The sequence below is a fragment of the Sphingomonas sp. LaA6.9 genome (assembly GCF_022601895.1).
In the GTDB taxonomy this organism is placed as follows: domain Bacteria; phylum Pseudomonadota; class Alphaproteobacteria; order Sphingomonadales; family Sphingomonadaceae; genus Sphingobium_A.
In genome coordinates, this window is sequence record NZ_JAKVIO010000034.1 from 24,947 (window position 1) to 46,883 (window position 21,937).

The 21,937-nt window shown below is 62.3% G+C and carries 22 protein-coding genes and 1 pseudogene; 22 read left to right on the forward strand and 1 reads right to left on the reverse strand.

The features are described from left to right. Positions 1-7 precede the first annotated feature (7 nt). The 14 genes from MKI88_RS15840 (at position 8) to MKI88_RS15905 (ending at position 13,564) form a co-directional block, all read left to right on the forward strand. Positions 8-358, forward strand: a complete 351-nt coding sequence (locus MKI88_RS15840; protein ID WP_241632365.1) for a hypothetical protein — start codon at positions 8-10, stop codon at positions 356-358. After that, positions 324-1,535 (forward strand): DUF3363 domain-containing protein, encoded by a 1,212-nt coding sequence (locus MKI88_RS15845; RefSeq protein ID WP_241632366.1) that lies wholly within the window; start codon positions 324-326, stop codon positions 1,533-1,535. Before MKI88_RS15840 ends, MKI88_RS15845 begins: the two co-directional genes overlap by 35 nt. Positions 1,536-1,764: 229 nt before the next feature. Then, positions 1,765-3,774, forward strand: a complete 2,010-nt coding sequence (gene traG / locus MKI88_RS15850; protein WP_241632367.1) for an IncP-type conjugal transfer protein TraG — start codon at positions 1,765-1,767, stop codon at positions 3,772-3,774. Next, on the forward strand, positions 3,771-4,172 hold the full coding sequence (locus MKI88_RS15855) for a CopG family transcriptional regulator (protein ID WP_241632368.1): 402 nt from the start codon (positions 3,771-3,773) through the stop codon (positions 4,170-4,172). The genes traG and MKI88_RS15855 overlap by 4 nt, the downstream gene beginning before the upstream one ends. Continuing rightward, complete coding sequence (trbB, locus tag MKI88_RS15860) at positions 4,169-5,152, forward strand: P-type conjugative transfer ATPase TrbB (RefSeq protein WP_241632369.1); 984 nt, start codon at positions 4,169-4,171, stop codon at positions 5,150-5,152. Before MKI88_RS15855 ends, trbB begins: the two co-directional genes overlap by 4 nt. Further along, the gene (locus MKI88_RS15865) at positions 5,149-5,478 is read left to right on the forward strand and encodes a TrbC/VirB2 family protein (protein WP_241632370.1); all 330 of its coding nucleotides are present in this window, start codon (positions 5,149-5,151) and stop codon (positions 5,476-5,478) included. The genes trbB and MKI88_RS15865 overlap by 4 nt, the downstream gene beginning before the upstream one ends. Next, positions 5,475-5,747, forward strand: coding sequence for a VirB3 family type IV secretion system protein (locus MKI88_RS15870; protein ID WP_241632371.1), 273 nt, complete (start codon positions 5,475-5,477; stop codon positions 5,745-5,747). The genes MKI88_RS15865 and MKI88_RS15870 overlap by 4 nt, the downstream gene beginning before the upstream one ends. Beyond that, positions 5,741-8,188, forward strand: a complete 2,448-nt coding sequence (trbE, locus tag MKI88_RS15875; RefSeq protein ID WP_241632372.1) for a conjugal transfer protein TrbE — start codon at positions 5,741-5,743, stop codon at positions 8,186-8,188. Before MKI88_RS15870 ends, trbE begins: the two co-directional genes overlap by 7 nt. Further along, positions 8,185-8,904, forward strand: coding sequence for a P-type conjugative transfer protein TrbJ (trbJ, locus tag MKI88_RS15880; protein WP_241632373.1), 720 nt, complete (start codon positions 8,185-8,187; stop codon positions 8,902-8,904). Before trbE ends, trbJ begins: the two co-directional genes overlap by 4 nt. A 90-nt stretch (positions 8,905-8,994) precedes the next feature. Then, entirely contained in the window at positions 8,995-10,287 is a 1,293-nt protein-coding gene (trbL, locus tag MKI88_RS15885) for a P-type conjugative transfer protein TrbL (protein WP_241632374.1), read from the forward strand. Positions 10,288-10,289: 2 nt separating this feature from the next. Then, on the forward strand, positions 10,290-11,096 hold the full coding sequence (gene trbF / locus MKI88_RS15890) for a conjugal transfer protein TrbF (protein WP_241632375.1): 807 nt from the start codon (positions 10,290-10,292) through the stop codon (positions 11,094-11,096). Beyond that, a complete protein-coding gene (trbG, locus tag MKI88_RS15895) occupies positions 11,093-12,016 on the forward strand; it encodes a P-type conjugative transfer protein TrbG (RefSeq protein WP_241632376.1) in 924 nt (307 codons plus the stop codon). Before trbF ends, trbG begins: the two co-directional genes overlap by 4 nt. Beyond that, on the forward strand, positions 12,013-13,179 hold the full coding sequence (locus MKI88_RS15900; protein WP_241632377.1) for a TrbI/VirB10 family protein: 1,167 nt from the start codon (positions 12,013-12,015) through the stop codon (positions 13,177-13,179). The genes trbG and MKI88_RS15900 overlap by 4 nt, the downstream gene beginning before the upstream one ends. 115 nt (positions 13,180-13,294) lie before the next feature. Further along, complete coding sequence (locus MKI88_RS15905) at positions 13,295-13,564, forward strand: helix-turn-helix domain-containing protein (protein WP_241632378.1); 270 nt, start codon at positions 13,295-13,297, stop codon at positions 13,562-13,564. Between the two features lie 188 nt (positions 13,565-13,752). Here MKI88_RS15905 and MKI88_RS15910 read toward each other — a convergent pair. Beyond that, positions 13,753-13,998, reverse strand: a pseudogene (locus MKI88_RS15910) (ATP-binding protein); the annotation flags it as partial. A gap of 11 nt (positions 13,999-14,009) precedes the next feature. Between MKI88_RS15910 and MKI88_RS15915 the strand changes: the two are divergent. From MKI88_RS15915 to MKI88_RS15950, 8 genes are all read left to right on the forward strand, one after another. Then, complete coding sequence (locus tag MKI88_RS15915; protein WP_241632379.1) at positions 14,010-14,339, forward strand: tyrosine-type recombinase/integrase; 330 nt, start codon at positions 14,010-14,012, stop codon at positions 14,337-14,339. A gap of 138 nt (positions 14,340-14,477) precedes the next feature. Further along, positions 14,478-15,086, forward strand: coding sequence for a helix-turn-helix domain-containing protein (locus MKI88_RS15920; protein ID WP_241632380.1), 609 nt, complete (start codon positions 14,478-14,480; stop codon positions 15,084-15,086). After that, a complete protein-coding gene (locus MKI88_RS15925) occupies positions 15,083-16,297 on the forward strand; it encodes a type II toxin-antitoxin system HipA family toxin (RefSeq protein WP_241632381.1) in 1,215 nt (404 codons plus the stop codon). Before MKI88_RS15920 ends, MKI88_RS15925 begins: the two co-directional genes overlap by 4 nt. A 462-nt stretch (positions 16,298-16,759) precedes the next feature. Beyond that, complete coding sequence (locus MKI88_RS15930; RefSeq protein ID WP_241632382.1) at positions 16,760-18,265, forward strand: bifunctional diguanylate cyclase/phosphodiesterase; 1,506 nt, start codon at positions 16,760-16,762, stop codon at positions 18,263-18,265. A gap of 140 nt (positions 18,266-18,405) precedes the next feature. Next, positions 18,406-18,993 carry a LysM domain-containing protein gene (locus MKI88_RS15935; RefSeq protein ID WP_241632383.1) on the forward strand — a complete coding sequence of 196 codons (588 nt, stop codon included), beginning with the start codon at positions 18,406-18,408 and terminating at the stop codon, positions 18,991-18,993. A gap of 73 nt (positions 18,994-19,066) precedes the next feature. Further along, entirely contained in the window at positions 19,067-20,710 is a 1,644-nt protein-coding gene (locus MKI88_RS15940) for a protein kinase domain-containing protein (protein ID WP_241632384.1), read from the forward strand. Then, positions 20,691-21,731 (forward strand): type VI secretion system-associated FHA domain protein TagH, encoded by a 1,041-nt coding sequence (gene tagH / locus MKI88_RS15945; RefSeq protein WP_241632385.1) that lies wholly within the window; start codon positions 20,691-20,693, stop codon positions 21,729-21,731. The genes MKI88_RS15940 and tagH overlap by 20 nt, the downstream gene beginning before the upstream one ends. Next, positions 21,728-21,937, forward strand: a 210-nt coding sequence (locus MKI88_RS15950) for a PP2C family protein-serine/threonine phosphatase (protein ID WP_407073367.1), incomplete at its 3' end; no start/stop codon positions are given. The genes tagH and MKI88_RS15950, both read left to right, overlap by 4 nt.

Sequence of the window (21,937 nt, forward strand, 5' to 3'; positions counted from 1 at the left end):
CGCGAAAATGTGCGACGCGCCCACCCCGTCGGTGACCGAAATCCAGAACATGCAAAGCGGTGTGAGCCGGAATCTGCGCGGCCTCGCAAGGTCGACCATCCCATCTTCTCTCAATTGCGAAGTGGGGCAGAAGAACAGTAGGATCATGCGAGGCAAGATTCTAAGCTGTGGCACTGGTCTGCTGATAAACCTGCTGAAACATAAACATTTTCTTGCCAGCAATGCGGCGCCCCAATTCGACGCGACAGTGCCGGATCTTCAGCAAAGCCGCAAAATTGCTGCGCTGCGCACGGCACGTCTTGGGGTTGGCGCCGGCGCCGGGGATGATCGGCAAAGGTTGGACCATGGCTTGGGATGACCAATTCCGGCCCGACCCAGGACGCATGCGCGGCAAGGCTGGCGCGCGCAGGTTTCTGCACCGCGTGTTGACTGCCTCCAGCCTGGCTGCCGGCGATTCACCGCGGTGCATCACCGGCAAGCGCTTCATCGGCAGCCGCGTTGCGCGCGGCAGCGGCATCGGACGTGTCCTTGCTGCGCGCGGTCAGGCAGATCCATCCGGGCAGCGTCGCGTCATCGTCAAGGCGAGCATTGCAAGACTTGCAGGCAAGGGCATCCATGTGTCGCGCGTCTACCAGTCCTATGTCGAGCGCGACGGTGTCAGTCGGGAGGGCGGTCATGGGCGGTTCTACGACGCCACCCATGACGAACTCGACAAGTCGCAGTTCCAGGAACGCCAATTGCATGACCGCCATGAGTTCCGTGTCATCGTCTCGCCCGAGGACGGGGTTGAATATGAGGATCTGAAGCCACTCATCCGGCGCCTCATGGCGCGCGTCGAGCTTGACCTGGGTACCGGGACGGACTGGATCGCCATTGATCATTTCGACACCGCCCATCCGCATGCGCATCTCATTGTTCGGGGCCAAGACCTTGTGGGCAATGATCTGGTGATAGCCCCCGACTATCTGACCCATGGCCTGCGCGAGCGCGCACGCGAGCTGATCGAGCTCGATCTTGGAACAACCCGCGATCATGCGATCGGACATAGGCCCCGGATCGCAATTGACCCAGATCACTCCGCAGACCTCGACCCTTCGCTGACAGAGACTTTTTCCAGCATGGTGATTGAGGCGTCACTCGCCTCCGGCCCCGAACGCGATGAGATGGTTGACCGCCTTTGGCATCTCGAGAAACCGGAGCTTGCGGGCAAGCCACCCGAGGTTTCGCGCAGCGGGCCCGATGAGCCCGATATGTTTGCCGGATTTCGGAATCGCGAACTGGATGCCGCCGGCGCCGAGATTGCACGCCGCCTCGGCGCCACGTTCATGCACCCGCGGCCAGGAGACACGGTTCATGGGATTCTTGGTGAAACGGTCACGCTGGAATGCGGTCGGTTCATGGTTCTGGAACGAACAGGCGAATTCAGCATGGTTCCCTGGGACGCGATCCTCGAGCATCGCCAGGGTCTGCACATCTCGGGGATCATGCTTGGGAACGGCATTCGCTGGAATATCGGCCCTGAGCGATCGCTATAGGGCTTGGGTCAAGGCCGCTCATTCTTCTGGTTGGGCCTGCCAGCCTGCCTGCGACTCGCACGTCTTCTGAAGAGGGTCCCTCGGGCCTCTCGGGTCCAAGCTTCGAAATGCTGGCCGCATTTGGCCGCGATTGGCCGCGATTGGCCGCGATTGTCCGGGCGAAGAATATTCTGTTTTTTGCGATGCTTGGGCCGAGCCCGTTGCTTGAGGCACGGGCCGGAGAGCCGCCATGAATTCCAGTCGACACCAGATCGCCAGGCTGATGATCATAGTCGCGATCAACGCTGCCGGTCTGCAGCTGGCGACGCAGTGGGCGGCTGCAATGATGGGCAATCAGCCGCGCCTGGGTGCACCCGTGCTCATGCTGGGCGACTGGCCCGTCTACCACCCGCTTTCACTTTTCCTGTGGTGGGTTCGCTATGCCGATTATGTCCCCTATGTGTTCGACGCGGCCGGCGCCGTCTGTGTGTGCGCGTTCATCGCAAGCTGTGTCGTTGCGCTTGGCTTCTCATTCTGGAGCCGGCGCACGTCGCAGCAGGCCACGACCTACGGGTCGGCGCGATGGGCAAGCCATGCCGAGATCGTCGCCGCAGGTCTGCTCGGCGATGACGGCGTCTTCCTTGGATGCCATCGCCGTCGTCATCTGCGTCATTCAGGCGCCGAACATGTGCTCGCCTTTGCACCCACGCGCTCGGGAAAAGGCGTTGGGCTTGTTGTGCCAACGCTGCTCACATGGCCGGGCTCGGTCATTGTTCACGACATCAAGGGCGAAAACTGGGCGCTGACCGCAGGCTGGCGCAGCCTCGGCTCGCATTGCCTCTATTTCAATCCGACCGACCCGCGTTCGGCCGGTTTCAATCCGCTGCTCGAGGTCCGAAAGGGCAGGAACGAGGTGCGCGACGTCCAGAACATTGCCGACATGCTCATTGATCCCGAAGGCGCGCTTGAAAGGCCCAACCACTGGGACAGGACCAGCCATTCGCTGCTGGTAGGCGCGATGCTCCACATTCTCTATGCCGAGCAGGACAAGTCGCTCGCCGGCCTCGCAAACTTCCTGTCGAGGCCGGGCGCGTCCTTTGTCGCCACGCTCAGGCACATGCGGCAAAGCAATCATCTGGGCAGTGAAACCGAACCGCGGACGCACCCGGTCATAGCCGAAACCGCCCAGGAACTGCTCAACAAGAGCGAAAATGAACTGTCGGGCGTGCTCTCGACCGCATTGTCCTATGTCACCATGTACCGCGATCCCGTGGTGGCCGAGGTGACGCGTCGCTCGGACTGGCGCATCGCCGATCTTCTGGGCGGCAGAAATCCCGTTTCGCTCTACCTGGTCGTTCCGCCGTCGGATATCGAACGCACTCGGCCCCTCATCCGGCTCATGATCAACCAGATCAGCCGACGACTGACCGAATCCGAAATCGTCGAGACCGGCACCGGGCGCCAGCTCCTGGTCATGCTGGATGAATTTCCTGCGCTGGGGCGTCTCGAGTTCTTCGAGACCGCGCTTGGCTATGTCGCATCCTACGGAATCCGCTGCTTCCTCATCGCGCAAAGCCTCAACCAGATCGAGAAGGTCTACGGCGCGAATAATGCCATTCTCGATCACTGCCATGTCCGCGTAACCTTCGCGACCAACGACGAACGGACTGCACGACGCATTTCAGACGCGCTCGGCACGACAACCGAATTACGCGCGATGCAGAACCATTCCGGACCGCGCATGTCACTATGGTTGCCCAATATCAGTGTCAGCCACCAGGAAACCGCGCGCCAACTGATGACCATCAGCGAGGTCATGCAGCTTCCCGCAGCCGAGGCGATCATCCTGATGGAAGGACGCCCGCCCATCCGCGCGACCAAGCTGCGCTATCACAAGGACCCGCAGCTCAAGCGCCGTCAGCTGCCGCCGCCGCCCCTGGTCGAAGGTCGCTATGACGATTGTCCGCCTCACCGCAGGCATGACTGGCACGACGCCGACTCCCCGGGCTCCGTTCAGCCGTCCTTGCCTGTCTCGACGCTTCCACAGCCCGAGCGCGGCAAAATAGCTGAGCAGGGCGAACTTGCCCTTCATCCCAATCATCCCGCCCCGGCATCCGTAGCGGCCGACAAGGCGCCAGCGAAACCCGCGCCTGGATCAAGCGCGGATCAGCCGCTCGATTCGCTCAGACATGCCCGCGACCTGGATGCGGCGCGACAGCAAATGGTCGCAAAACCGCAAGATCGAGGTCAGCAGCCATGAAGATCCGGCTGAATATCTATCTGGACAAAGAGCTTGCAGGCGCGCTCGATGTGCTGACGCGCCGGCCCGGCACCAGTCGTTCGCGCATCATCAATGACGCGGTCGCGGCACTGCTCGAACGCGAGGCAACCAAGGAGGTCGATGGCCTGTTGCGGCCGCGTCTCGACCGGATGCAACGCGACATTGCGCTTGCGCGGCGCGACATCGAGATCCTGCTCGAAAGCCTTTCATTGTTCGTGCGGCACCAGCTGACCGTGACCGCGGCGCTACCCGAAGCCAATAGCGCAGCGATTGCCCTGGGACGCGAACGCTTCGAGGCCTTCGTTGCCGAGGTCGGCCGCCAGATCAACGCCGGTCGCAGGGCCCCCGTGCATCGGCCGCACAGGAGCGAGCAATGACGGCATCGCTCTGCGAGGAACGCCGGCGCGCGATGCTGCATACGGCAATGGGCCCCATAATTGCTGCCGCACTTTGCGACCCGGAGGTCACCGAGATCATGGTGAACCCCGATGGATCGCTCAGGCTCGATCGTCTTGGCGGGGGACGCCAGGACACGGGGATGCGCTATGATCCCGCGCAGGTCGAGCGGATCATCCGCCTGGTTGCAAGCCATGCGCGCAGTGAGGTCCATGCCGGCGCCCCCATCATATCGGCCGAGCTTCCCCCGCTTGGCGACGGCACGGGAGAACGTTTCGAAGGCGTGCTGCCACCGGTATCGGTCGCGCCATGCTTCTCGATCAGAAAGGCGGCACTTCGCGTCCATCGGCTCGATGACTATGTCGCTCAACAGATCATGTCGGCCGACATGGCGCGCGCGCTCAGCCTCGCGGTTGCCGCGAGGCGCAACATCCTGATCGCGGGCGGCACGAGCTCGGGCAAGACCACGCTCGCCAACGCGTTGCTTGCCGAAATGGCCAATCGCGACGAACGCGTGATCCTTATCGAGGACACCCGCGAACTCCAGTGCGCCGCGCGCGACCAGGTTGCGCTCAGAACGAGGACAAGCAGCGTCACAATGGCGGATCTGGTTCGCTCGACGCTGCGCCTGAGGCCCGATCGCATCATCGTGGGCGAGGTGCGCGGCGGCGAAGCCCTCGATCTCCTCAAGGCGTGGAATACCGGCCACCCCGGCGGCATTGCGACGCTTCACGCCAATAGCGCCAGGTCCGCGCTCGACCGTCTCGAACAGCTTGTCCAGGAGGCGGTGATTTCGGTTTCGCGTCAGCTCATCGCCGATGCCGTCGATATCGTCGTCTTCATTTCGGGGCGCGGCCATGGTCGGCGCGTCGACACGCTCGCCCGCATATTCGGGCTTGATGATCATGGCGATTACCTGATCCGCGCACTCGATCCATCCGCACAAGGAGACATTCCATGAGGTGCCGAAAAAGACCGCATGTCCACCTGGCCGCGATTGCAGCCGGCGCCACGGCTCTCGTGCTTTCGGTTTCAGCCGACGCTGCCGGTTCGGGCATGCCCTGGGAACAGCCGCTCGAACAGGTGCTCCAGTCGGTCCAGGGGCCCGTGGCCAAGATCGTCGCGGTCATCATCATCATCACGACCGGCCTGACGCTCGCCTTTGGCGAGGCGGCCGGTGGATTTCGACGTCTCATCCAGATCGTCTTCGGCCTCTCTATCGCCTTTGCTGCATCAAGCTTCTTCCTCAGTTTCTTCAGCTTTGCCGGCGGAGCGCTTGTCGCATGAGCGCGCCTGTCGACATTGCCCTGGGCTTCGAGGTGCGCATCCACCGCGCGTTGTGTGAGCCGATCATGCTGGGCGGCGCGCCGCGCGGCCTGGCGATCCTGATCGGAACGCTCGCGGCTGCCATCGGCCTTGGACTCCAGCAATGGCCCATCGGCCTGGCGCTCTGGATCCTCGCGCACAGCGGCAGCGCCTTTGCCGCACGCCGCGACCCCGATTTTGTAGCCGTGCTCCTGCGTCACCTCAAACATCAGGGCTATTTCGCATGCTAGCGCTCAGAGAATATCGCGATCGCTCTGACCGGCTTGCCGACCATCTTCCCTGGGCGGCGCTTGTCGCACCAGGTGTCGTTCTCAACAAGGATGGCAGCTTCCAGCGCAGCTTCGCCTTTCGCGGACCGGACCTCGAAAGTGCAACGCAGGAGGGCCTGGTGGCCGCCTGCGCGCGCGCCAACAATGTCCTCAAGCGCTTTGGCACGGGCTGGGCTTTGTTCTTCGAATCCACGCGCGTTGAGGCACCCGACTATCCGATGAGCGCCTTTCCCGATCCGGCGTCCTGGATCGTGGATGCAGAGCGCCGCGCCGCCTTCGAGCGGGCCGGCGCACATTTTGAGAACCACAATGTCCTGACCCTTGTCTTCCTCCCCGATGCCGATGCGCGCGAACATGTCGGTCGTGCGATGGTCGCGCGCGGCCAGCCGCAAAAGGGCAGGGACTGGCGCCAGCTGCTCGCGACCTTCATCGCCGAAACCGACCGGGCGCACGATCTTTTCCAGGCGTTCCTGCCCGATATCGAGCCGCTCGGCGACGGTGAGACGCTCAGCTATCTGCACCGCACCATCTCGGTTCATTCCGGTTCCGTGGCGGTTCCCGAGACCCCCATGTATCTCGATGGCATATTGGTCGACACACCTCTCATCGGCGGGCTCGCGCCGCGTCTCGGCAACCACCATCTGCGCACGCTCACCATTCTGGGCTTTCCGGGCATGAGCCGCCCCGCGCTGTTCGACGCGATGAACCATCTCGATTTCGGCTATCGCTGGATGACGCGCTTCATTGCGCTCGACCGGGTCCATGCGTCGCGCGCGCTGACAAGGCTTCGTCGCCAATGGTTCAACAAGCGCAAGTCGGTGAGCGCACTCCTGCGCGAAGTGCTCTACAATCAGCCGGCACAGCTGCTCGATTCCGACGCCGACAACAAGGCCGCCGACGCCGACCTCGCGCTCCAGGCGCTTGGCGCCGACCATGTCGCCTTTGGCTATCTGACGACGACGATCACGGTCATCGACAGCGACGCATCCGCCGTGGATGGCAAGCTGCGCGCGGTCGAGCGCGTTGTGAACGGCCTCGGCTTTGCAAGCATCCGTGAGGAAATCAACGCCGTTGAGGCCTGGCTGTCGAGCCTGCCGGGCCAGGTCTATGCCAATGTGCGCCAGCCGCTCATCCACACGCTCAATCTCGCGCATCTCATGCCCATGTCCGCGGTCTGGGCGGGCCCCGCTGGCAACGCGCATCTGGATGGTCCACCGCTGCTTCTGGCCGAGACCGGCGGTTCCACCCCCTTCAGGCTTTCGACTCATGTCGCCGATGTCGGGCATATGTTCGTCGTGGGACCGACAGGGGCCGGCAAGTCAGTCCTGCTCGCCCTCATCGCGCTCCAGTTCCGCCGCTATCCGCACGCGCTGATCTGCATGTTCGACAAGGGGTGCTCGGCGCGCGCCGCGATCCTGGCGATGGGAGGCACGCACCACATTCTTGGGCTCGGAACGGGTGATGCCCAGCCAATTGCCTTTCAGCCGCTCAGACATATCGACAAGGCCGAGGAACGGGCCTGGGCAAGCGAATGGGTCCTCGCGCTGATCGCACAGGAGGGCGTGGAATCCACGCCTCAGCTCACAGACGCGGTCTGGTCGGCCATCACCAGTCTCGCCAGCGCCCCGCCGGAGGAACGCACGATGACGGGCTTGTCGCTGATGATCCAGAACGCGGAGCTTCGCGCAGCGCTTGCCCCCTATACGCTCGAGGGGCCCTATGGCCCTCTGCTCGATGCCGCCTGCGAGGATTTCGAAGCCAGGGGCGTCCTGTGCTTCGAAGCCGAGGCGCTGATGGCGCATGGCCGCGTCATCGCACCGGTCCTGTCCTACCTTTTTCACCGGCTCGAGGCGCGCTTCGATGGCCGGCCAACGCTGCTCGTGCTCGATGAAGCCTGGATGTTCCTTGATCATCCGCTCTTTGCGACGCGCATCCGCGAATGGCTCAAGACGCTTCGCAAGAAGAATGTCGCGGTCGTGTTCGCGACCCAGTCGCTTTCCGACATAGCCGGCAGCACAATCGCGCCCGCCATCATCGAAAGCTGTCCGCAGCGCATCTTCCTGCCCAATGACCGCGCGAGCGAACCCCAGATACGGCAGATCTACGAAGGTTTCGGGTTGAGTGCGCGGCAGATCGAGATCATCAGTCGGGCGACCCCCAGGCGCGACTATTATCTCCAATCGTCACGCGGAAATCGACTCTTCGAGCTTGGCCTTGGCCCCGTCGCGCTCGCGCTGTGCGCCAGCGCAAGTCCCCAGGATCAGCGGCGTATCGATGCGCTTCTCGCCGAGCCGCACGATGCGCCCTTTGCCCAGCGGTTTCTTCAAAGTGCAGCGCTCGACTGGGCCGCGGGGCTCGTCGCGCAATTCGGTGCCCCTCATGAGGAAGGAGAAAAGCCGTGAAACCCGTTATATATGCAGCATTTCTGGCCACGTGCGGCATTGCCGTTCCATTGGCACTTACTGAACCTGCCCAGGCGATCCCGGTATTCGACAGCGCCAACTATGCCCAGAATCTGCTGATAGCGGCGCGCTCGCTCCAACAGATAAATCAGCAGATCCAGTCGCTCCAGAATGAAGCCGCGATGCTGCAGGCAATGACGCGCAATCTCTCGACGATCGACTTTCCCGAACTCCAGGCATTGAGGCGCAAGCTCGAGGAAGTCGATCGCCTGCTCGGTGAGGCAAAGGGCATCGATTTCCGGCTCGACGCGCTTGAACGCGATTACCGCAAGCTGTTTCCCGAGAGTTTCGAGCGCCTTGCCGGGTCGAGCGAACGCGTCCGCGAGGCACGGCTGCGCTTCGATACCGCAATGGCAGGCCTTCGCCACACAATGGGCGTCCAGAGCGTGATCGTCGAGAATATCCGCAGCGACGCGGGAGCGCTCGAAGCGATCGTCCAGCGAAGCCAGCGCGCCGAGGGTGCGCTTCAGGCAGGACAGGCAACCAATCAGTTGCTTGCGCTCGCCGCCAAGCAGCAGTTTCAGCTGCAACAGCTGATGGCGGCCCAGTTCCGAAGCGATGCGATCGAGCGGGCAGGGCGCCTGCAGGCCCAGGGTGAGGCACGCGCTGCCACAAGACGGTTTCTTGGAACCGGCAAGGCCTACGCCCCCGACTGAAGCATTGCGATCCCAGGAGCGACACGCTTCGCATGTTCCCGGCGCACGACATCAGGCGCGGGGGCATGCGGGGCGGTCAGGAGGCGATTGATGCACGACCTCAATGTCATTGACGACTTCATGCAGAGCTTCATCCGCTACATCGACAGCGGCTTCGGGCTCCTGGGCAATGATGTCGCATTTCTGACAACCATATTGATCGGCATCGATATCACGATCGCCGGGCTCTACTGGTCCATGGCCGGCGAGGACGACATTCTGGCCCGCTTTGTCCGCAAGATCCTCTTCGTGGGCGCCTTTGCATTCATCCTGAACAGCTTTCCCACACTTGCCGACATCATTTTCCGCTCATTTGCGGGTCTTGGCCTGACCGCCGGCGGGGGCTCGCTTGCAGCCGATGACCTGCTCAAGCCCGGACGGCTTGCAGCCACCGGCTTCGAGGCTGCCTGGCCACTGCTCGATCAGGCCTCGGAGCTCCTCGGCTTCACGACCTTTTTCGACAATTTTCTCGTGATCGCGATCCTGCTTGTCGCATGGTTCTTCGTGATCTGCGCATTCTTCATCCTTGCAGTCCAGCTCTTCGTCACCATCCTCGAATTCAAGCTGACAAGCCTTGCGGGTTTTGTCCTGATCCCCTTTGCGCTGTGGAACCGGACAAGCTTTCTTGCCGAACGCGTTCTCGGCAATGTCGTGGCCTCGGGCGTCAAGGTCATGGTCCTTGCGATCATCGTCGGGATCGGCTCGGGTTTCTTTGCCGATTTCGTCTCGGCGCTGGATGGCCAGGATCCCGACATCGGCGCGGCCATGAGCCTGGTGCTTGCAAGCCTTGCGCTGTTCGGCCTCGGCATTTTCGGGCCCGGGATCGCCTCGGGACTTGTCGCAGGGGCCCCGCAACTGGGCGCGGGCGCTGCGGCTGCCACGAGCGTCGGCGCTGTGGGCACGATCGCCATGGGGGGCATGGCCGGTATCGCCGCGACGCGCGCGATTGGTGGGGCGGCGCTCGGTGCGGTTCGCGCGGGGACCAGCATGGGCGCCGCCACGACGAGCGCGGCGCGATTGGGGCGCGAGAGTGGTGGGACTGCAATGGGTGGCGTCGCTGCATCGATGCGCGGTGCCGCCGGCCAACATGTCTCAGGTGCGCTCGGCCTGAAGGATGCTGCGGCGCGCGGGCGCGCCCAGGCCATCGCAGGGTTCTATGGCCAGGAAGCTTCAGGGGCCGCCGAGGGTGCGGTCAATCCGGCAGCTGACGCGATGCCCGCATGGGCTCGACAGCTGCGTGCCGAACAGATCGCCAGGCACCGACGCCAGGTCACCTTCCAGGCGCTGCGCGACGGCAATGGTTCAGGCGCCTCGATTGCGCCCGACATCGGCGAAAGGGATTGATCATGCAACCGAGACGCGCGCTGCAGCGATATGGGTGTACCCCGCAGAGCGAAACACCCTATCAACGCGCTGGCCAGCTCTGGGACGAGCGCATCGGCTCGGCACGCGTCCAGGCGCGCAACTGGCGCCTGGCGGCGCTCGGCGCCCTTGGGCTCTCCTCCATACTCGCCGCCTGTCTCGGCTGGCTTTCGACGCAAAGCCGGGTCGTGCCCTATGTCGTCGAGATCGACCGGCACGGCGAGGCGCGCGCGGTTGTGCGCGCCGATGCCGCGTTCCAGCCGACGGATCCCCAGATCGCATGGCATCTCGCGCGCTTCATGACCCAGATCCGGTCCCGGTCGCTCGACCCCGTCTTGTTGCGCGAAAACTGGCTTCTTGCCTATGATTTCGTGACCGGGCGCGGCGCGACCTTCCTGAGTGACTATGCGCGTGCATCCAATCCGCTTGCCGCCATGGGGGACGCAACCATATCGGTTCAGGTCACGAGCGTGGTGCGCGCGTCCGAGCGTTCCTTCCAGGTCAAATGGACCGAGACGCGCTTCGAACGCGCGCAGCTGGCCGAGACGACGCGCTGGACCGCGATCCTGACCATCAGGATCGAGCCGCCCCAATCCGCCGAGAGGCTCCGCCGCAATCCCCTGGGACTCTATGTCGACGCAATCGACTGGAGCCGGGAGCTCGAAACCCCCGCGGGCGCCGACACGCTGACACCCGGGCGTCAGCGTGTCGGCGCAGCGAGGCGTGACGCCAGCAACGCTCCGTCCGGCGTTCAGCCGGCCCGGAAACCCATTTCGAGGCAAGAACCATGATCACGCTCCTTCTTGCAACCATGTTTGCCCCATTGATCGACGTCGGCCGTGACGCTGGCCAAAGGGCTGGCGCCAGCGATGTGCAGATGCGCATGACCCCGTCTTTGCCAGCCGCGCGCGCGCGATCCGTGCACAAGGGCGCACCAAGTCCGGTCAAGCGTCCGCAGGCGCGCATCGATGCCGCCAATCGCGCGGCGTCCGAAGAGCCGGCCACGCAGGGCTTTCGCAAGGCAATCCAGGTCTATCCCTTCCAGGAAGGCGCGCTCTACCGTCTCTATGCAGCACCTGGCCGGATCACCGATATCGCGCTCGAACCCGGCGAGACGATCATCGCGGTCGCCGCTGGCGATACCGCGCGCTGGACGATAGGCGATACGAGCAGTGGCGCTGGCGAGAACAGACGCGTCCACATCCTCATCAAACCCTTTTCGGCAGGGCTGAGGACCAATCTCGTCATCACGACCGACAGGCGCGTCTATCATCTCCAGCTTGAAAGCACGGCTGCAACCGCAATGACCGGAATTTCCTGGTCCTATGGGGCAAGCGAGGTCCTGGCGATATCGAACAGGGCTGGTTCGCCGGGGCCAGTCGCGACAGTGCCGGCATTCGATCGGCTCCATCTGGACTATCACATCAGCGGCGACAGGCCTGCATGGCGGCCACTCAGGGCCTTTGACGACGGGCGACAGACCTATATCCAGTTTCCCGACCATGTCGCGCAAGGCGCAGTGCCCCCGCTCTTCGTGATCAGCGAGAGTGGAAAGCCCGAACTCGTCAACTACAGGATGATCGGCCGTTACTATCTCGTCGATCGCATTTTCGATGTGGCCGAGCTGCGCCTGGGAGACAAGCGACAGGACATTGTGCGCATCAAGCGCAGCCGAGCACCGACCGGGCGAGGTGGGGGGAAAGGGACGTGAAGGCCGCGGACCTCAGCGACGACACGGTCCAGGGCGCGCCCAAGCTGCCTCCTGACATGCTGGCACTGCGCACGCGACTTCGCCAGATCGATCGTCTCAGCCCGATTGCGATCATGCTGCTCGCAGCCCTCCTGGCGATCGTGGTCGCAGGCGCGCTGTGGATGGCGCTCGGATCCCATGTACGAGGGCCCATCCTCGGGTCGATAGAGCCGAACGACACAACGCCAAGTGAACTTCCCGACAGCATGAAGACGGCCCCTGCACGCTATGATGAGGTGCCATATCTCGGCCCATTATCCCCATCTGATCGGGGCGAGGATAGCGTGGTGCAAAGAGATGCCGGGCCCGAACTTGCGCAGGACCTGTCTGCGCCCGTCGCCGCCACAGCTGCAGCCGATCAGCCAGGCGCCGAAGATGACAGGAGCGCGCTGCAATCGGGCGTGATGCTGAAGCTGCAGGCATCGACTGGAGAAAATGACACTGGCGCGCTCCATCTCAGCGCTGCCGCAGCGGTCGGGGCAGACCAGGCGCGTGCCGGGAAAAAGGCGCTGGCTGACAATGATGAGAGCGATGGCCGATTGCGCAGGCCAGGCGACAGGCCGGCGGCGCTGCTCGCAGCGGGCACGGTTATATCGGCGAGCCTTATCACCGGACTCAATTCCGATCTGCCTGGCATCGTGCTCGCCCAGGTCACCGAGCATGTCCGTGACACCGCCACTGGAACGCAGATCCTGATACCCCAGGGCGCGCGCCTCGTGGGACGCAGTGAGCGCGTCACCGGATTTGCCCAGCAGCGCGTCATGGTTGCCTGGCAGCGCATTGTCCTGCCCGATGCAAGGACGATCGAAATCGATGACCTTGTCGCCAGCGACACCAGCGGCATGGCAGGGCTCGCCGATGACGTGGATCGCCATTTCGACATGCTCGTGCAAGGCGTCGCGCTTTCATCTATCCTGGGGATCGGCACCGAGCTCGCCATGGATGGTGAGGGCGCCGTCCTGCGTGCAGTGCGCGAGGCGACACAGCAAGGTGCCGCCCGCGCGGGCGACCAGCTTGTCGCGCGCAACCTGGAAATCGCGCCCACGATCAAGGTCCGACCAGGCTGGCCGCTGCGCGCCATCGTGACGCGCGAACTCGTGCTAAGGCCATGGGAGGGCAATTGATCCGCGTGCAGTCCCTCTGCCGCGCCACGTGCGGCATGGGCCGCACAGGAGCGCCGGACCGGCCCAATGCGTACTGGGCCGATGAATTCAACACTGGAAGGCAAAGGACCATGTGATGCTGAACCACGAGACCCTTCAGGACACCGCAATCGTACCGCTCGAGCCAGCGCGCAGGCTTGCCGTACGCAGTCCCGAAGCCGCGCAGATGCTCGGGATAAGCCGCTCAACACTGTACCAGCTCATGGGCGACGGAGAGGTTGAATCGATCAAGCTCGGCCGAACCAGGCTGATCCTCGTCGCAAGTCTTGAAAGCCTTATCGAGCGCAAGCGACGCTGGCTCGAACAGCTTGATGGTAGCGGACAAACCAACGTTAGGGGCTGGTGACGCTGCGGTGGGCACAACCGTGGATGGTCGTCATCGCCGTCGCGGCGACCAGCCAATAGTCGTCATTTGTGTAAGGGTGCCCAATGGCTCCCGCCACCTATGGAAGCCGATCGCCCGCTACAGCGCCTCCTGCTGTCAAACGAACTGAAGATTTGACCCCTCTGTCGAAGTGAAGAACTGACCCCCTTTCATGTTGTGGCGGCGTTGCTGGTTTCGAGCGCAGATCCGGCCTTCTGCAGAAGGCCGGATCTGCGCTTTTCGCGAAGCCGGTAGCTGTCTCCGCGGATAATGATTACGGTCGAGTGGTGCAGCAGCCTGTCCAGGATTGCCGTGGCGACGACAGGGTCGCCGAAGACACTGCCCCATTCGCCCACCAAACGGTTCGAGGTGATCAGGATCGAGCCTTTCTCGTAGCGCCGCGAGATCAGTTGGAAGAGGCCAGCGCGTGATCGACTATCGCCGCCGTTGGCTCGGCATTCAGCTCAATCCCGTCAACGCGCAGGACGTGAAGGCACTGCCGCGCACGGAAGCCCGCGTGTTTCCGGTGACCTCGAATGCAATGAGGAAGGCCTTCAACTACGCCCGGAAGAAAGCGGGGCTCACGCATTTCCGCTTCCACGATACGCGCCACGAACGGATATCGAGCCTGTTCGAGGCGGGGTGGGCCATGCCCCAAGTTATGGCGCAATCGGGCCACCGCGACCCCAAATCGGTCATGCGCTACACCAATCTCTCCGGCAATTATCTGGCCAACGAGCTTGCGAAGCTTGGATAGGTTCGAAAGTTTATATGCTATAATATATGAAATAAAGTGCGTGATATGCCATAGCATATATCAAAATTTGCCAAGGCGGACAGATTTGTGATATGCTCGGACATATGAGAAGTTAGAAAAATATGTGAAAGCATATAAATGATCGTCGGAATTGCGGAAATCGCCGCCAGTATAAGGCAGGCCAGAAAGGACAAAGGGCTGACTCAGCGCGAGCTGGGGCAGCGCGTTGGCCTGCCGCAGAGCCATATCTCCAAGATCGAGAGCGGGGCCGTTGATTTGCAGGTCTCAAGCCTTGCCGAGATCGCGCGTGCGCTGGACCTTGAGGTGAGACTGCTTCCGCGCAGGGCACTGCCCGCGATAGAGGGAACTGTCCGGGCTGCCGTCGGCACTGCCGGATCGAGCGCGGCCAGCCGGGCGCTGGACAGCATCCAGAAGGAACTCCAGCTCGCCGACCAGATCAGGACCAGCTATCCCAATCTGACAGAGGTCGAGAACTACCGTTCCATTCTCAAAAACATCCAGGCGCTTCAGATCGACAACAAATCGCTGAAGACCTTGCAGAACGCGCTCAAGCCTTCGCAGGACCTCGCAAAATTCTTCAAAGAATATAACGAGGTGGCGAAGATTGCCCAGCAGGTGAATTCGGCGACCGAAGCGCTGCGCACATGGCGCAACCATCAGGTCCACCTCCCGCAAATTGATGGCCCGCGTCAACGTCCGGCCTACCGGTTGGAGGATGACGAATGAGCGACATCGTTGCCCTCGACATAATCCTGCACGATCGCCGCATTGGACGGATTTCCCGCCTTGAAGGCGACCGCAGCATTTTCGCCTTCGATGATGATTATCTTGCGGATCAGGACCGTCCGACGCTCTCACTCGCCTATCGCGACGAATATGGCGGGATCATCAATGATCCGCGCGCCTATCAGACAAAGCTGGAGCCGTTCTTTTCGAACTTGCTGCCCGAAGGCGTGTTGCGGGACTATCTTGCCAAGCGCGCAGGGTTGAAAGCCGTGCGCGAATTCCCGCTCTTGAGCCAGCTGGGCGATGACTTGCCTGGTGCGGTGCGCGCCGTGCCGGTGGAAGGTGCGGCGATAGCGGATGAAGAGGCCGGAGAAGCGGCAGTCGCGGAGATCGCCAAACAGGCTTTGCGGTTTTCGCTCGCCGGGGTGCAGCTCAAGTTCTCCGGCCTCAAGCGGCATGGCAAGAACGGCGGGCTCACCATCCCGGCGAGCGGCACGGGAGGCGACTGGATTGTCAAACTCCCTTCAGTCCGGCACGCTGATGTCCCCGAGAACGAATTCGCCTCGATGAGCCTTGCCGCGCGGCTAGGCATCGACGTGCCCGAGATCGATCTGATCGGGATCGATACGATTGAGGGCCTTCCCGAGGGACTCGATCGGTACGGGGCATCGGCCTTTGCGATCCGCAGGTTTGATCGCAGCGAAGAGGGGGCCATCCACGTCGAGGACTTCGCCCAGGTCTATGGCGTCTATCCCGACGACAAGTACGACAATGCCAGCTACCGCAGCATTCTGAACGTGCTTGCCGCCGAAACCGATGACACTAGTATCACCGAGTTTATCCGCCGCCTGACCTACAGCGTCCTGATCGGCAACGGTGATATGCACCTGAAGAACTGGTCGTTGATCTATCCCGACAGGAAGAGGCCGATCCTTTCGCCTGCCTACGACCTGCTTTCGACCGTGCCGTACATTCCCGAGGACGAATCGGCGCTGAAATTCCTGCGCGCGCGCGCATGGGAGTCCTTCACCTATGACGAGCTTGTCGCCATTGCGGACAAGGCGCGCGTCGCCTCGCAGATGATCGTCAGTGCCGCGAAGGAAACGGTCGAGCGCTTCGATGACCTTTGGCCCACCGCAAAGGCGGAACTGCCATTTTCGGATGCGGTCGCATCTGCGATCGAGCGCCACCGGAAGACGCTCGCAATCTAGCAGCCGAACCTGCCGCGCGCTACCTGACTGGCCCACTCGGTGGGGGCAGGCCACCTGTTATAGCGGTTGGAGTTTATCCGTGGCCCGGGCGCCAGGCGTTGGTGACGTAGCTGACTGTTTGCGACAATCGGCAAGTTGTTGATAATATGCCAGCAGCCATCCAAATTGCGGCCTTCGTCTTGCTGAACTTGATCTATGTTAATTAACGCAGCACTTGCATTGATTTGCCTGATCAACATTAAGAGTTTCTTTTCCAATCGCGCCTAGTCTTTCTGAAAACGACCGGGGCGTGCAATGTCCAGAACGTCATTGTGGAAGAGAGGGGCGATAAAGCTTGAGCGAGGCAGCGGACTGGCTTCCAGCCTCGCGGCAATGTGCGTTGGTCTCGTCCTGGCAAGCGGGCTCCTGACGGTCCAGAAACCGGCTTCGAGCTCTCTCATTGTTGCGCTCGCGCTCCTTGCCATGGCTGTCATGATGTGTCGCAGCTTAAGATCCGAGCGTGAACTCGCGCATATTGTCCGCGGATTTGAACAATATCTCGAACCAGGAAGCCCCGATACGGCCGCGCGCGCCTCAGCTCGGCGCCTGCGCAACTGTGTCGACATCGCCGTCGGACGATTGGAACTGCTCAGCCACCGCGCCCCGCGACGGCATGGTGTAACAGGTCTGCCCACGCGCGAACCGCTGATCGAGTTCATGGAGCTCGAAACTAGGGAGCAGGGACAAGTGGGCCTGCTCGCGGTGATCGAGCTTGTCGATTTCGAGCGGCTCTATGCCTTTGATATTGCAACGGCCGATCAGGCGCTTCGTGTCATCGCCGAGCGCATCGAGCGAATGGTCGGCAAGGCGCGCGCTCTCGCACATGTCGACCGCGCGCGCTTCGCAATCTGGTTCGGCACAACCTCGCTCGAGGTCGCGCGCGCAGAACTCGACGCGATCTGTTACGCGCTTTGCAGCAGGATCGTCCTGCCAGATGCCGAATTCCTTCCTCAGATACGATGCGGCTTTGCCGACTATGTCAGCGGCACATTCTCGCCCGCAGAACTGATAGCACGCGCTGTTGCGTCGCTGACGGCTTCCGACGGCGGCGCGAAACGCATGCCGATGATCGACCCCAGCGAGGCTGCCCGGCAGGAATTCGGATTCGAGCAGGATCTCCGCCAGGCCATTGCACGCCAACAGCTCGAACTGTGGTTTCAGCCGTTCATCAATGTGTGCGACAATCGGATCTGCGGCGCAGAAGCGCTGTTGCGCTGGCACCACCCCGAGACGGGCATCGTGTCGCCGAGCGACTTTATCCCCGTAGTGGAAGCAGCGGGCCTCGCAGAAGAATTCGGCTTGTGGACACTCAACAGCGCGTGCCGCCAAGCACGTCAGTGGGAGCGCGATGGTCTCAGGGACGTAAAGGTCGCGGTCAATCTCTCCGCGCATCAGCTCCAGCGTAGCGACCTTGACCAGCTGATCGAAAGAACGCTCCAGCGGCATGGGTTGAAAGCGTCGCTGCTTGAGATCGAGCTGACCGAAACCGTGGCCGCACTCGATTCTTCAAGCGCCAAGATATTGTTCGAAAAGCTCCGTGCGCTCGGAGTCTCGATTTCGATCGACGATTTCGGCGCAGGCTATTCGAGCCTCAGCTATCTGAAGAAGCTCAGCTTCGACAAGCTCAAGATCGACCGGGAATTTGTCCAGGAGGTCGATCGACAGCGCGACAGCCAGGCGATCTGCCAGAGCATCATTGCACTCGGCAGAGGACTTGGCATCGCGGTACTCGCTGAAGGTGTCGAACGGCGCGAGGAGTTCCTCTGGCTGCGTCGCCATGGCTGTACCCTCTTTCAGGGCTTCTATTTTGCAGCACCTCTCCCGGTTTCAGAATTCACGCGACTTGCGCGCGACCGTTCGGCCATTCGTGAACTTGCCGATCTGACCTCAGCCGTACAGCAGACCGCCTTGAATGCGAGGATGAAGTGATGTCGAACGAAATGCATCAAGACCGCCCTGGATGGACGTGGTTTTCGGCTGCCCTGTTGCTGGCGACGCTGGGAGCCTGTGGTCAAAATCCTGCGGCGCCGCGTCCGGCAATGATCCAGCCGATCAGCAACGCACAACAGATGGATGACGCGGTAGCACTTCTCGATCAGGGCCAGGAAGGCAAGGCACGCAAGCTCCTGAAGCAGATGGTGAAGCGCGATCCTGATGACGCTGCCGCGGTCCGCCTGCTTGAAAGCCTTTCGGCCGATCCGAAGCAATTGCTGGGCAACAAGAGCTTTAGCTACCGGGTTCATCCCGGTGACACGATGATGGGGCTGTCAGAGCGTTTCCTCGGCGACAGGCTCAATTTCTATGCGCTGGCGCGCTACAACGATTTGTCGGTGCCGTCCTCACTCAAATCCGGCCAGGCACTTCAGATACCCGGAACAGCGCCCAAGATGGTGCCGCGCGCTGCCGAGAAGCCGCGCGCGGCTGTCGCTTCTCCGCCTCCGACGCCCTCGGTTCCGGCCAGGGCACCGGTAATAGTGGATCGCGAGCGCGCGGGGGCGCTGCGCGGGGAGGGGCTCGCCGCCCTTCACCAGGGCGAGTTGGCGCAGGCCGTGGTCCTCCTCCACGAGGCATCAACACTCGACCCGGGAAATGCCGCGATCAAGCGCGATCTCGATCGTGCCATTCGTATCCGTCGAAGCGTAAAGGCGAGGCAATGAACGTCGGACGCGCGCATCGGGCTGCCATGGCGAAGTCGGCGCACCCTGCGCGCCTGAAAGCAGGGTTGCCGCTATGACTGCGATCGGACGATACAGGATAGATGGCGAAATCGGCGAAGGCGCGATGGCCAATGTCCATCTCGGCCACGACCCGAGCATCGATCGCAGCGTCGCGATCAAGGTTCTGAAGCCCGAATTTCGTGCCGACCCCGAAGTCGTGCGGCGGTTCCTGGGAGAATCGCGCGCGGCCGGCAAATTGTCGCATGCAAACATCGTCACGATCTACGATGTCGGTGAGGCTGACGGCGCACCCTATATTGCAATGGAGCACCTGTTTGGCCGGCCCCTGGATACGGTCCTGCGCGAGGCAGGGCAGCTGGGGCTCGACAAGGTATTGACGCTCGGCGTGCAACTTGCCGATGCGCTCAGCTACGCGCATGAACGCGGCGTCATCCACCGAGACGTCAAGCCATCCAACATCCTCGCCTGTGATGGTGACACCAGGGCGAAGCTCCTGGACTTCGGGATCGCGCGCATGGACACGCGCGATGTCGCACTTGGCGAGATTGAAGCCGAACGGACGCAAGCGGGGCAAATCATGGGGACGCCGCGTTACATGAGCCCCGAGCAGGTCATCGGGCTCCCGATCGACGCACGTACCGATCAGTTTTCGCTGGGCGCGGTACTTTACGAGATGGTGACGGGACGGCCGGCATTTCCGGGCACGGGCCTTGCAACGTTGGCCATCCAGATCGCGCAGCATGATCCGATGCCCATCGAGACACACAGGCCCGATTGCCCGAGTGGTTTGCGTTTCCTCATTGAGAAGATGCTTTCGAAAAAGCCCGATGATCGTTTCTCCAACTGCCATCAGGCGCGAGATGCATTGTACAGGGAAATCGATGCCGCGGCCCGTCAGCGCGAAGCGCCGCGCCACGGCATGCCACTTCATGTTCGGCTGCCGCTGATTTTTGCGGGCGCAGCGGCTGTAGCGCTCTCCCTTGGAAGCGCCCTGGTGCTTGAGAGGCAGCGCGAGACACTTATGCAGATGGCATTGACGTCAGGCTCTTCAATGACGGCATTCATCGCTCGAAACGCAGCCTTGCGCATGGCGGACAATGCCGCATTGCCCGCCGATCAGCAGGACTGGCTGCCGCTTCAGGCCTTTGTTGAATCCGCAGCGAAGGATCCGAATGTGCGCAGCCTGACGATCATCGACGAGAATGGCCGTATCACGGCTTCAGGCTCCCCGGCACTGGTCGGAACGTCAGTTCGCGGCATCCGGCGTGGACGGTTGGACGATGTCCTTCATTTCTCCGAGGCCGTGCGCTATGGCGGCGCAGGCTTCGGCAGGGTCGACATGGAGCTGGATCGATCGGGCATCGATACCGCCATGCGTGATGCAGCATTGCTCCTCGTCACATTGTCGTTGTTTGTCGTGCTCGTCATTGCAGCGATTGGCTATATGAGTGCGCGCCAACTTTCGTCGCCCTTAAGCGCCCTGCGCCGAGCCCTGGATGATATGGCGGAAGGGAACACGACCTTCAGGCTATCGCACCGACGCAAGGATGAACTGGGCAGATTGTTCGACGCCTTCAATCGCCTTGCCACCGCGGTACAGCAGGGTGCCATCACGCGGGAATCCGCAGTGCCCCCAGAACAGCTGCTCATGACGCGCATTGATCGGGCACCCGCTCATGACTGCCAAGCCGCCTGAGGTCGCCATGTACGTCTTCAAACTCTACGAGAGAGATGACACGGAGCACGCCGTCGATGCCCGCTTCCTTCAGGATGGGCTGTTAAGGCTGGGGCGTGATCCCGCAGCCGACTGGGTGATACTCGACCCGGAGCGCCAGATGTCACGCTGGCACTGCGAATTTCGGGCGGCAGGAGACGCGCTTACACTCACATGTATTGGTGCCAACGGAGTGTTTAACGATCCAGGTGAAGAGCGTTTGCCCGACCACGAGGAAATCCCGATTGAAGTTCCTTGTGCATTCACCATGGGACGCTACCGGCTCGTGGCCGACCGCGCGCCGCAAGGCGGAATTTCTGCCGATGAAGGCCAGACACTCGTCCTTTCGCCTCCCCTCGGCACCTCGATTGCCGTGCCAACAGAATGGGACGAACCGCCGACTGGCAGACAGGGGAACGGCCAAGGCTCACTGCTTGAGGCGTTTTGCGAGGGCGCCGGGCTCGACGCATCGGCATTCAGTGCCGAGGACCCCGAACAAGTGATGCGACGCGCAGGCGCCGTCTACCGGCAGATGGTGCTGGGCATCGGCGATCTGATGGCCGAACGCGAGCGCGCGCGCAGCCGTTATCAGATCGCGCGCACGACGATCGGAGGCACGCACAATAATCCCTTCAAATGGGCGCCCAAGCAGCGGCTCGCACTCGATCTCCTCTTGGAGGGAAAGCCTGGGTTTCTAACTGGCCCTGCGGCGCTTGCGGCTTCGTTTCGCGACATCAAAAAGCATCTGATTTGCACGTTTAGCGGCTTTCGGGCGACAATCCGCGAGGCTGTTGCAACCTTTGACCCTTCGGTGGTCGACATGGCGACCCGCGACCGCGTCTGGCGACTGCAGGGGCGCGGTGCAATGCTATGGGAGGAAAGCTGTCGCCGTCACGCTGAACTAGCGCGTGAAATCGAACAGGGGGAAAAAGGGGCGCTCGATCAAGTTTTCACGCGAGCCTATGACGACGCCGCCACGGCGCTGGAAGGCGAGGGCAAATGACCGTTCAGGACCAGCCTCAATCCACCCATCCAATCCCCATCCGCTCAATTGCTCGCACGCATATCGGTAAGGTTCGTTCGATCAATGAGGATCGCGTCCTGGATTGCCCCGAAGCTGGCCTCTGGGCAGTGGCGGACGGAATGGGCGGACATGCGATGGGTGACGAAGCGGCCACGACGGTCATACGCGCGCTTGCCTCCTTGACC